Source organism: Paenibacillus kyungheensis (assembly GCF_028606985.1).
GTDB classification, from domain to species: Bacteria; Bacillota; Bacilli; order Paenibacillales; family Paenibacillaceae; genus Saccharibacillus; species Saccharibacillus kyungheensis.
The window spans coordinates 4,685,807-4,698,199 of sequence record NZ_CP117416.1 but is presented as its reverse complement, the minus strand read 5'-3'; the positions used below and the strand labels follow the sequence as shown (position 1 = coordinate 4,698,199).

Annotated in this window: 8 protein-coding genes; all 8 read left to right on the top strand. The window is 40.0% G+C overall.

Annotated features, from left to right (window positions below):
• Positions 1-153: 153 nt before the first annotated feature.
• Positions 154-828: a ThuA domain-containing protein gene (locus PQ456_RS20370; protein WP_273613843.1), complete on the top strand. Its 675-nt coding sequence runs from the start codon at positions 154-156 to the stop codon at positions 826-828.
• A gap of 238 nt (positions 829-1,066) precedes the next feature.
• On the top strand, positions 1,067-1,387 hold the full coding sequence (locus PQ456_RS20365; RefSeq protein WP_273613842.1) for a phasin family protein: 321 nt from the start codon (positions 1,067-1,069) through the stop codon (positions 1,385-1,387).
• 1 nt (position 1,388) lies between these two features.
• The gene (locus PQ456_RS20360) at positions 1,389-3,059 is read left to right on the top strand and encodes an ABC1 kinase family protein (RefSeq protein ID WP_273616369.1); all 1,671 of its coding nucleotides are present in this window, start codon (positions 1,389-1,391) and stop codon (positions 3,057-3,059) included.
• A gap of 311 nt (positions 3,060-3,370) precedes the next feature.
• Positions 3,371-4,330: a copper amine oxidase N-terminal domain-containing protein gene (locus PQ456_RS20355; RefSeq protein ID WP_273613841.1), complete on the top strand. Its 960-nt coding sequence runs from the start codon at positions 3,371-3,373 to the stop codon at positions 4,328-4,330.
• A gap of 1 nt (position 4,331) precedes the next feature.
• The gene (locus PQ456_RS20350; protein ID WP_273613840.1) at positions 4,332-8,063 is read left to right on the top strand and encodes a DUF5704 domain-containing protein; all 3,732 of its coding nucleotides are present in this window, start codon (positions 4,332-4,334) and stop codon (positions 8,061-8,063) included.
• Between the two features lie 249 nt (positions 8,064-8,312).
• A complete protein-coding gene (locus PQ456_RS20345; RefSeq protein ID WP_273613839.1) occupies positions 8,313-9,845 on the top strand; it encodes a SulP family inorganic anion transporter in 1,533 nt (510 codons plus the stop codon).
• A gap of 173 nt (positions 9,846-10,018) precedes the next feature.
• Positions 10,019-11,806: a DEAD/DEAH box helicase gene (locus PQ456_RS20340; RefSeq protein ID WP_273613838.1), complete on the top strand. Its 1,788-nt coding sequence runs from the start codon at positions 10,019-10,021 to the stop codon at positions 11,804-11,806.
• A 140-nt stretch (positions 11,807-11,946) separates the two neighbouring features.
• The gene (locus tag PQ456_RS20335; protein ID WP_273613837.1) at positions 11,947-12,372 is read left to right on the top strand and encodes a DMT family transporter; all 426 of its coding nucleotides are present in this window, start codon (positions 11,947-11,949) and stop codon (positions 12,370-12,372) included.
• The last annotated feature ends 21 nt before the right edge of the window (positions 12,373-12,393 follow it).

Below are 12,393 nucleotides of genomic sequence, written 5' to 3'. Positions count from 1 at the left end.
TGCGTCTATTTATCGTTTCTCTTTTCTCATACTTAAATACCTATCGAATGTAATTAAATATATTTGTTTGTCGGATTTTTGCAGGAAAAGGGTAATAATACATAGGAAGCGGAATTTCTGTCAACACTCTATGTAAAGGAGATTACTTGTCTTATGAAAGTACAACCTGATCGCAAAACTTACATCAAGCAAGCTATTTTAATTGGAGATTATCATCAGGAAGCACCATATCATCCTCTAGAACCAATTGAAAAAGAGATTCGTAAGCTGATGCCTGAAGGCTGGGAATTACATGTAACTGATGACTACGATATGTTCACTGCTGAACGTTTGGAAGCATATGATCTGTGTATTTCGTATACAGATACGTTTGACAAAAAGTTCAGTGTTGAACATACCGCAGGCATTATCTCATATGTTGTGAATGGTGGCGGGTTACTAATCATTCATGCAGGCGTATCGATGCAAGAACAGCGACATGAAATGAAGTTATTAATGGGAGCTGTCTACCGTGGGCATACTGATTATCAGCAATTAAATATGTGTGTATCTTCTCCAAGTCATCCGATTATGAAAGGTATTTCTTCATTTTCGATGGATGAAGAGCCATATGAATTTTCATTGCTATCAGCGGCAGAACGTACAATACTGATGGAGTATAATCTAGATGGAACTACTTGGCCGGCGGCATGGTGTTCTGAGTATGGATTAGGTCGAATCGTGTATTTGATGCCAGGTCATCATGCGGCTTCTTTTGACTATCCTGAATATCGCAAAATTGTAGTGCAAAGCATGTTGTGGGGCGCTGGTCTGGATGCTGAAAATTAGAAGATATTCTTACAGATCTGTAGAGCATCCTATCTAGCCATATCAATCATATTGGATATACAGAAATTAGGCATATCTGCTTTTAGACGTTATACTAATAACAGATCGACAAAGACATGGGCATGTTGCCATGAGTCGGTCATGAAGAAGTGACCGGACTATGGCAATGTGCAGGGCTTCTGTTAGGTAAAGAATACTTAGTGTAGATGAATGGAAGTATACAACAGGAGGAATGAAAATGAGCGATTTATTTAAACGAGCAGTTTCGCTAGGTCTTGGACTTACGATTGTCAGCAAAGAAAAAGTAGAAAAAACGGTAGAAGATTTGGTAAAACGTGGAGAATTGGCTCCTTCTGAATCGCGTGCATTGGTAAACAAACTTATGGATCGTGGCGAAGAAGAACAGAACCAAGTGAAAACATGGATTCGTGGACAAGTTCAGAAAGTGCTAACTGAACTGGAAGTGCCAACCAAAGAAACCACAGAACAATTGAATGAGCGGATCACGGTTCTCGAGAAGCGTCTTGCCGAACTGGAATCACCGCAACAACCGGAATAAGATGGCTCTTCATATCCGGCATGCCGGAAGGTATAGAGAAATAGCCATGGCGCTCATGCGTCATGGCTTTGGTTATATGGTCGAGGAACTCGGATTACACCAGATGCTAGCGATTCCGCTTCGACTGGCACGTCGTGAAGTACACGGTATTCGCACGCTAGGAGAACGTATCCGTCTGGTACTCGAAGAATTAGGCCCTACTTTTGTAAAGTTAGGTCAGCTTGCTAGTACACGTTCTGATCTTTTGCCTGAAAATATTATTAAAGAATTAACGAAGTTACAAGAACAAGTCCCTCCATTTCCTGCAACTGAAGCACGCAAAATTATAGAATTAGAACTAGGTTTGCCGATTGAAGAAGTGTTCGAGTCGTTTGAAGATGTGCCTGTAGCAGCAGCATCGATCGGACAGGTACATCTGGGCACTTTACATTCTGGAGAAAAAGTAGCGATCAAAGTGCAACGTCCTGGCGTATCACGTATCGTTAATCGTGATCTGGAAATTTTGCGTGATCTAACAGGGTTGATCAAAAAGCATATGGAATGGGCTTCTCAATATCAGCTGGAAGAAATCGTTGAAGAATTTGCCAAGTCGATGCGCGAAGAATTAGATTACAGTGTCGAAGGACGTAATATGGAGCGGATTGCAAGTCAATTTGAACGTGATCGGAATATCCATATCCCTGTAACGTACTGGAATTATACGTCTGCTCGCGTGTTGACGATGGAGTATATCGACGGGATTGCTTTAGGGAAACGAGAAGAGATTATAGAGCAAGGACTAGACTTGGGAAGTGTGGCGCAACATCTGGTTGATTCGATGTTGCAGCAGATTTTTATCGATGGTTTTTTCCATGCCGATCCGCATCCAGGTAATCTACTGGCTTTGCGTGATGGACGTATTGCTTTTCTTGATTTTGGACTGATGGGGCGACTGAGTAGTGAAATGAAAAGTCATCTGACAGCACTTATTATAGCGTTGTTACGTAAAAACACAGATAGTATGATCCGTGCGGTCATGAGATTAGGTTTTGTACCGGAAGATGTGAATATGTCTGCACTACGTAGCGATTTTGAGCGTATGCGAGAGCAGTATTATGATGTTCCTTTTTCCCGTATTAATCTAGGCAGTGCATTGAATGAAATGTTTGATGTGGTGCGTCGTTACCGGATCGGGATACCGCCGGACTTGACGTTGTTGGGCAAATCATTGATCACACTTGAAGGTGTAATTGAACGTTTAGATCCATCGCTGAGTATTTTGAGTATGGCAGAGCCTTTTGGACGCAAGTTGTTACGAGATAAATATGCGCCTAATAAAGTTCGCCAACGCATTACAGATGGAGCATTACATGCTGTTGAAATGCTAACTGATCTACCGAGGCAAGCATCCGAATTATCCCGTATGATTCGCACCGGTAAAATGAGAATAGAAGTCAGCGTGCCTGAAGTTAAAGATATGATGCAAAAAATGGATCAGATCAGTAACCGATTGGCTTTTAGTATAGTATTGCTGGCTTTTAGTATTATTATGGTCGGTCTTATTGTCGGTTCATCATTACGAGATCAGACACCGATTCTATGGGGATTCCCTGTAGTCGAGATTGGTTTTGTGATCGCTACATTGATGGTGATTTGGCTATTTTATGCTATTTTCAAATCAGGTCGATTTTAGAAAAAACGTTATATTTGGAGATTTACAGATTTCAAATGATATGGTATTCTTTCTGAGTCGATATACTTATACAGATATAACTTAATACCTATTTGTTCGTAAAGCATACGGGCTATTCCTTTTTCAAGGGAGTAGTCCGTTTTTTGTTTGTATATTTTATATGTAGCTGTATATGAAGGTGTTTTATTTTCCAAATTCAGCTATAAAGATTAGGTCTTGGAAGAAAGTGAATTATCTTTTATAATGAATTTTGTAGTTCTTAAGATACATATTAGTCTATAGTGCCTATATTTTATTCAGGGGGAAAGAAAATGAAAAAGAAAATGATGACTGTACTTGCGGCAACGATATTATTTACAGGAGTAGGCGTAACTGTACCTCAAGTGGATGCAGCGACCAATAAACCACAAATCGAAGTGTTGTTAGATGCACGCAAAATGGCATTTCCTGATGCCAAACCTTTTCAAGATGATAGCAATGCGGTGATGGTGCCTATTCGATTTGTATCTGAAAAATTGGGCGCTAAAGTGGGATGGAGTAAAGCTGGTGGGAAACAGATTGTTACTTTAAAAACTGATAAGCATACTGTCTCTATGACAGTCGGATCAGCTACAGCAGTAGTAGATGGTGAAAGTAAGACGTATGATAGCAAGATCATTTTGAAACAAAGTCGCACGTTTGTACCGTTACGTCTTGTTAGTGAAGGATTAGGACAGACAGTGAATTGGGATCAGATTAGTAAATGGGTTTGGATTGGGAGTAAGAAACCTTTAACAATAGAAGAACTTGGATTACCAAAAACTACAATTGATCCATACAAACCATTCTTTTCCTCAAATCCAAAACTGATGACAAATACTTTTAATAAACCATACAAATATGCTGTCAAAATTAAATCGAATGACTTTCCGCTTCTAATGGCAGGTTATATCTATGGTGTAGACCTTTATACTTTTAACGATAATAGTGCCTATAGTGGATTTACATACATTCGCGTAAGAACTTATGGTAACGTATCTCCTAATCTTTATTTGCTAACCAATAAAGGGGATGTACGGTACAGATATAAACGTAATGAGTTGACGCAAAAAAATAGTGATGGAACTATTTATAATTATTATGGGGTTTATGCTAAGGGTGATGAAGTAGCTGAAAATATTAAAGATAAAAAACAATTATCTATTCAAGATATCAAATATATTGGATTTGATGGTTCTGCTAAAGAAGAAGATGTCTCATTAGTACTAATGGATAATCCGTGGAGAAGATAAAATGATTTGGAATGAAATATCTACAAAAAATAGACGTTACTTTGCATACTGCCTTCTAATCCTCATTACGTTTAATATCATATTTTCAGTAGATTTAGGCTCCAAAAAAGCTATGGCAGCAGATGCTGTAACTCCTTTAAATTTTTATAAAGATACATCTGAAAACACTACTGAAGCTAACTACCGATACTTTGTGGGTATGATGTATTACGATATGTGGAAGGGGTCAACTTGGGTTCATGATAAGGCTCCGTATAGAGGTGATGACGGATTAGCTGAACAAGATTATCGGTTTACCTTTCCTAATCGCACAATAAAAAGCATAGAAGTGAGTCTATATAAATATAATTCCCAAAATGCAATTTATTTTGAAGCATCTAGAACTGAGAAACCTCCTGAAGGATCAACTCTCTGGCCGAATTATAGCAGAGCGATTTCAGATGAAACACCTGACAAAGCACTTAATTATACTAAAAATGGAATAGGAACAGATACTGCAATAATACCTGTTGATGTGAATATTAAACTTAACGCACCTAAAGCCGAAAATATTACTTATAGTTGTACGAACCAATGCGGTCCTGATACGGAAGGTTATCGTATTTATATTCCTGTTCTCTTTAAAATTGATTTAAATGCAAATCTAAACGTATACTACAAAACCAAAGATGGTAAATCTCTTAACGATATTTTTCCTCCTCGTATCGAAGAGATGAAGCCAGGTACAGAGTATGTTTTTACCCATCCAGAGAATCCAGAATACAAATATGTTGGATATAAAAAGAGTACGACTGGCGAAGATCCTGCAGGGGGGATAATAACAGGAGATCCGCCCAAGTTTAAATACTCTGGCTCTTTTGAGAAGTATATTGCTTATCAGTATTATGATGTAATCTCAGATCCATGTGAGCTTGATCCTGATGCAGATGAGTGTACCGTTCCAACTGAGCCTCCCAAAGAAGACAGTCTTTGCGAATATACAATCTTGCCACCTTCTGTGAAAACGACAACAAATAAATCACTATTAGATCCACAAGCACAAGGTCATATCCTAGCAGATGACAATACTAATGATCGGCACTTTGATGCGACACGGGCAATACCGACTTCTGAGCATTTATATGCCAATGCATGGGGATACAATTATTTGTTCCAGCATACCTTTGATAACATGGATGGACAAGTGGAATACAAATGCAAAGTCAAAGTAGTTTATAAGCTCAAGTGGAAAGAAAAGCGTGGAAGTGGAGATAATGAACGTTGGGTTTCTAAATCAGATACAGATACGAAGACTTACAATTTTTCATATACAAGAGACTATGATTACTGGAAGATCAAAGTACTTGAAGTACTCGGTCTAGATCAAGCTACAATGTCTAACTATGCTCTACCCGGTGGAAAAGTATCTATACCTACGACTGGTTATACTCTACCTAATGTAGAACTAGAGCACAGTGATAAAGTAGAAGACCATGTTAAGCCCGATGATGATATTCCGGTGAAATATTCTCCACCAACATTAGATGGTGGTAAACAAGGTCGTCCAAGAATACCGAATGATGAATCGAAATTAAAAAATATTGCAGAAGGTAACACAGATGATGCAGAAGTGAGAAATGATGCTATTCAGTTTTCTTTTGAAGGAAAAGATACGGAAGTCATGAATGGAGAATGGATTCTAAAAACAGCTCCTACGCCCAAAGAAATCCCAGTACCCCGTCAAATTCGCTCATTCAAAGATTCTAGCGAAAAAGTGTTATATGTAGGGTCTCAGCTTATTAGCCCTAAGCTTATTAACAAAGCCAATACAATAGCAACAGGAACAATCTATTACAAGATGTTAGAGCAACATGTGCAAGGTAGTGGGGATCAGAATTTTCCGATTACAGGCATCAATACCGTAACCGTACATACACCTGTTGTAAATTACTCTCTTGTCTCGGACGACCAGAAGCATAATCAGAAAACAACACCTGATCTATACAGTTCAGCTTTGATCTTAGATCGTCCTTTTTCTGTACGGATTCCGACCACAGGACAGCATATTACTTATCCTGGTTATGGTCATCGAGATTATGCGAAGTATGTCCGTACCAAGCAAGTACAATTTCCTTTCGATGTGTATAACAAGGAGCAGACAACATTTATTCCGAAAAATACATGGGTTGATGTGCCAGTGAAACAACTTGATACCTTTTTCTTTTTGCCGGTATGGGTAGATGAAGGGAAATACCAGATTCTATTTCGTACGATTGCTGAAAATGCACCAACTTCTTTTACAGTACAACATAATGCGAATGTGACTTTGGACAATCATGTAGCTGTTGAAAGTGTACCTGTAGATGTGATTGGAAGAGTGTATGATTTTCATATTACAGATATTGCCGATTATAACTGGCAGATTGTGTTCCGTCCGTGGGAAAATATCGATGTACCTGATCAAGCTTCGTATTGGGTAGGAGCCAATGGAATAGATGGCGCACCCCGTGGAAATAATACGCCTTATGTACTTCCTGTTCGTCAGGGTAGCCATCCTTTTTATCGTAATCTAGCAGTGAAAACAGGTTATCATTTCAAATTCGATCTCAAAACTAAAGGCAATATGTTTGGAGCACAAGACAGTATACGTATTACACCGACCTTTAGTTATGTTCCGCGTGAAGGTGGAACCCCTTTTCCAGTTGATTTGTATTATTCGACAGCTACTGAGAATCTAATAAAGATCGGTTCACCGCAAGATAAAGTACAGCGCTATACTATTTTGAACGATCCTTTGCGAAATGTACCTGACGATGAATTAAAAAACACAGCACTGTATATGTATGATCTGTTGCTACAACAAACTCATTTTTCCCAACAGAATAAGCCGATGCAGAGCAATACTAGTGGGGCAAATGAATCTAAAGCTATCTCTGCAAATGCACCCGATGCTGCTATCTGGAAAGTCATTCTAGAACGTGCAGCCACTTCGCTCTGGCAAAATCTGACGGGCATCTCCTGGGAAATTACAGCAGAACAATTACAATCTATAGCGCAAAAAATGGACAATCCTAATGAAGCTTCTTCTTTCAATGGATTTTCTACGATATCTTCATCCGCTTCACCAGTAGAAAATAACATAATATCACCCAACAATGCCGAAGAAGCTATTCAGATGTTCCAAAAGGTTAGTCGTACGCGCAAAGTCAATGTAGGCACATTTACTCAACTATTGTTGACTCAGCCATTACGTACTTTGATCGGTCCACAGACTAATTTGCCAGAAGGAAATGACACGATGCGTTCATTAGCAGCGGTGCAGAAATGGTACGGGGAATATAGCCTGCCTGCGGATGTTCTAGTCGTCAAACAAGGTACAGCTTTAGAACAATTTACAGGCTCAACGAATACAAATCGAAAGCATACAACAGCAGACCCTTCTATAGATAACAATATTCAACATAATCCAGCTTATAGTAGCGCAAAAGGATTAGACGAGCATTCATCCGTTTTTCTGAAAGATGGCTATATTGTTGTTAACTTTAATATAGAAACGATTCAGAATAATGATTTGGAGAAGCCACATTTGCAATATATCAATGCTCCACTGATGAATCAATGGCAACTGGAAGGATTTCAAAAACAAGTTGTAGATCCATGGGGATTTGAGTTTCAGTTAAAAGATGGAGACGTATTATTTTATCATGCGAATAAAGGAAGTCGAAGTGATTTCCAATCTTCGGTGACCCATTAATCAATCTAGCTATAGATGAACCTCTATCAATATATTTTAAATTCAGCAAAAAAAGATGTAGGTTTTATAGAGAAAATTTTGTATAATAAAAATCTATCTGTACCTACGGCTCCTGTTTTCCCGCGAGAGGAAAGCAATCTACTTATTTTGAATTTAATATCATAATGAATACTGTCTGCGATATTCGTTCGGAAAGTTTTTAACGTCCGGGCAGATTCGTTATGTTCCACACAAGGAAAGAGGATGATCATGAATCTACAACAACAATGGTTTGGTAATGTTCGGGGAGACCTTCTTGCCGGTATTACTGTAGCCTTGGCTCTTATTCCCGAAGCGATCGGATTCTCGATTATTGCTGGTGTTGATCCAATGGTTGGATTATATGCTTCAATCTGTATCGCAATCGTTATCTCTATTGCAGGTGGACGCAGCGGGATGATCTCGGCGGCTACAGGCGCAATGGCAGTACTGGTAGTTGATCTTGTACGCGATCATGGTGTTGAATATTTATTCGCAGCCACGATCTTAGCAGGTATTTTTCAGGTATTACTCGGCTGGTTTAAGATCGGGCGATTTATTACCTTTATCCCCCAATCAGTCATGACTGGATTTGTTAATGCACTGGCGATTGTTATTTTTATGGCGCAATTGCCACAGTTTGTTGGGGCGAACTGGATTATGTATGCGATGGTGATAGGAACGCTGGCAATTGTCTATATTTTGCCACGCTTTACGAAAGCAGTACCTGCACCACTGGTGGCGATTATTGTGATGTCGTTATTAACGTATTTACTTCATTTGGATGTACGGACCGTAGGCGATATGGGGCAATTATCGAATCAACCGCCTGTTTTTCATTTACCAATGATCGATGTATCTTTGGATATGTTGCTGATTATTTTACCATATTCGATTTCGCTTGCTTTTGTCGGTCTACTGGAATCGCTTTTGACTGCAACGATATTAGATGAAATGACAGATAGCAAAAGCGATAAAAATCGAGAAGCTCGCGGACAAGGAATTGCTAATATCGTTAACGGATTTTTTGGCGGTATGGCAGGTTGTGCGATGATCGGACAATCAGTAATTAATATCAAATCCGGTGGACGTGGACGATTGTCTACATTAACCGCAGGGGTATTTTTATTATTCTTATTGTTAGTACTCGGTAATATTGTACGTGAAGTACCGATGGGCGCTCTGGTTGGTGTTATGGTTATGGTATCTATTGGTACCTTTAGCTGGCGCTCATTAGTGACGATTCATAAGATTCCTTTGTCAGAAGCGATTATTATGGTGACGGTAGTTGCTATTGTCGTGGCTACAGATAACCTTTCTATCGGTGTCGGCGTAGGTGTAGTCATGAGTGCATTGCTATTTGGTTGGAAAATGTCTCGTATTCATATCACTGCAACGATGGAATCAGGCAATATCATCTCTAACCCTAATCTATTGAACAAAGTAGAACAGAATACAACTTCTTCTATAGAACAGGGCACAGCACAACCAGCACAGGTGAAAGTCTATGAAGTGAGTGGACCGATGTTTTTTGGGACGATGAGTTATTTTGTAGATCAATTTGTGCCAAATGATGATCCAGAACAGATTGTGATCGACTTTACCCGTTCACATATTTGGGATCACTCGGCTGTTATTGGGATTACCAAAGTCAAAGAAAAGTATAAAGCTGTGAATAAAGAAGTGCATATTCGTGGCTTAAATGAAGAAAGTCGTCTCCTGCTTGAAAAATTAGGAACAACTGCATTGTCTTCAGGACATTGACGTAACTAGAAATAAGCGGTATATTGACGCTAGAGCAGTTTATCCAAAATGGCATACTACGGACTTTTAAATGACGTTATAGATGTAAGCATCGGTATCTACCGGTGCTTCTTTTTACGAGAGCATTTTTTGAAATGCTGCTGAATAAAGATCACAAGAATGGGTGAATAGAGTTGAAAAATTTTAATGAGTTCGGCATCTCGCCGAATGTCGTAGAGCTTATGGCTTCCAGTGGAATCACACAGCCTACCGAAGTACAGCAGATGTCGATTCCGGGATTACTTAAAGGCGGAGACGCAATCGTTCAAGCCAAAACAGGTACAGGTAAAACGTTAGCGTTTTTACTACCAATTTTTGAAAAGTTAAACTTGAACGCCGTTGGAGCACCTCAAGCGCTAATCATAGCACCAACACGTGAGTTGGCTCTACAGATTGCAACGGAAGCAAACAAATTAGCCGCTGCTTATGAAGGTGTACGTATTCTTGCTGCTTATGGTGGACAAGATGTAGAACGTCAATTACGCAAGCTTGAAGGTGGATGTCACCTTGTTGTGGGTACACCGGGTCGTCTGATTGACCATATGGGTAGAGGTACACTGGATCTAACGAAGATTCGTACACTGGTACTGGATGAAGCCGATCAAATGCTACACATGGGATTTTTGCCTGATGTTGAAAAAATGATCAATGCTACTTCTCCAGCACGTCAAACGATGTTATTTTCAGCAACAATTCCTGACGGTATTCGTCGTCTATCTGCGCAATATATGCGTACACCAAAAGATATTCGTGTCGGTCCTGCTGAAAGTGTACCGTTGAAATTGATCCGTCAATTAGTGGTAGAGTGTACTCCTCGTGGTAAGCTACCTGCATTACGTGAATATTTGGAAAAAGAAAAACCATATCTAGCGGTGATCTTCTGTCGTACCAAAAAACGGGCGGCTGAACTGAATCAACAGCTTAAAGAATTGGGTTATTCTTCGGATGAACTTCATGGCGATTTGTCTCAAAACAAACGTGAGCAAGTCATGCGTGCGTTCCGTGAAGCGAAATTGCAATTACTGGTTGCGACTGATGTAGCGGCTCGTGGTATTGATGTAGAAGGAATAACACATGTATTCAACTATGATATCCCACAAGATGCTGAATATTATATTCACCGTATCGGACGTACCGGTCGTGCAGGTGAAACAGGAAAAGCGATCACATTTGTGACTCCGCATGATCGTGACGAATTACAAGCAATCGAACAAGGCACTTCACAGAAATTAGAGCGTCAAATTGCTCGCACATCGATAGAGTCGGATGATTCTGGTGAATTGTTGTCTAATGTAGAAGCCAAAGCAGGCAGACGTGCTAATCATAAATCTCGTGATCAAGATCGCAAAAAAGATGGTAAACGTGGAGATGCACGTCGTGGTGCTTATCGCGAAGAATCTTCAGGTGGACGCTCAGGCGGTCGTGGTCGTTCTTCTTCTACTTCAGAACGTGATCGTTTTGCAAGTAAAGGTGGCACAGGTAAACGTGGAGAACGCAGAGAATCTACACCTTCTGTACGTACGACTGCTCGTCCAGAAGCAAAAGAGTCAAGTGCTCGTAGTGAACGCCCGGAACGTAGTTATGGTCGTAAAGATCAAGCACGTTCAGGTAGTGGTTCTGCTCCAAGATCAACACGTCGCACAGACGATGCTCCTTCTTTCCGCAGAGATGCTTCTAAAGGTCGTACGATTTCCTCAGGCGATTCAGATCGTACACGCGAATACGGTGGAGCTGGAAGTAACAGTAACGCTGGTGGACGTCGTAGCGAAGGTACAGGTAGCGGTCGTACAGAACGCACGTATGGCAAAAATAGTAGCAGTAACGGTGGACGCAACAACCGTCCTTCTACAGGCAAGCCTAGTAGTGGTGGTCGTTCTTCTGGTCGTCCGTCAGATAATGCTCGTCGTGGTGGCAAACGTTAATAGTCCTATTTTATCCCCTTTGATCGTAAAGGGGATTTTTTATGATGAGGTTTGGGACATATGTCCTTTATCTCTAAGGGAAAGATCGTTTTTAATAAGAGTACAAAGAAATGTCTAAATCATAAGGAGAATTAGCAACGATGAAAGGAATTTTATTTGCTTTATTAGGCGGAGCTTGTATTACGTTACAAGGGGTAGCGAATACACGTATCAGTCAAGATATTGGAACATGGCAAGCCGCTACGATTACGCAGTTAACAGGCTTTATTATCGCTGCCTTGATCTGGTTATTTGTACGTGATGGAAAGCTTGGCGATTATAAAAAGGTCAAACCTCTTTATTTAGCAGGTGGTGCATTTGCTGCGATTATTATTTTTACCGAAGTTACCGCTATACAGCAGATTGGGGTAACGTTAACGATTTCGGCGCTATTGATTGCTCAGTTGTGTCTAACCTTTATTATTGATATTAACGGTTGGTTCGGTGTCGTGAAGCAGAAGATGAAGATGCCTCAATTTATAGGGCTGGCGATGATGATTGCAGGTGTAATTATTTTGAAATTCTGAGCAAAAAGGTGAGCAAATACG

Excerpts from the sequence above, each read along its gene's own strand:
- PQ456_RS20355 (WP_273613841.1), top strand. The coding sequence starts at position 3,371 with ATGAAAAAGAAAATGATGACTGTACTTGCGGCAACGATATTATTTACA.
- PQ456_RS20360 (WP_273616369.1), top strand. The coding sequence starts at position 1,389 with ATGGCTCTTCATATCCGGCATGCCGGAAGGTATAGAGAAATAGCCATG.
- PQ456_RS20370 (WP_273613843.1), top strand. The coding sequence starts at position 154 with ATGAAAGTACAACCTGATCGCAAAACTTACATCAAGCAAGCTATTTTA.
- PQ456_RS20365 (WP_273613842.1), top strand. The coding sequence starts at position 1,067 with ATGAGCGATTTATTTAAACGAGCAGTTTCGCTAGGTCTTGGACTTACG.
- PQ456_RS20335 (WP_273613837.1), top strand. The coding sequence starts at position 11,947 with ATGAAAGGAATTTTATTTGCTTTATTAGGCGGAGCTTGTATTACGTTA.
- PQ456_RS20350 (WP_273613840.1), top strand. The coding sequence starts at position 4,332 with ATGATTTGGAATGAAATATCTACAAAAAATAGACGTTACTTTGCATAC.
- PQ456_RS20345 (WP_273613839.1), top strand. The coding sequence starts at position 8,313 with ATGAATCTACAACAACAATGGTTTGGTAATGTTCGGGGAGACCTTCTT.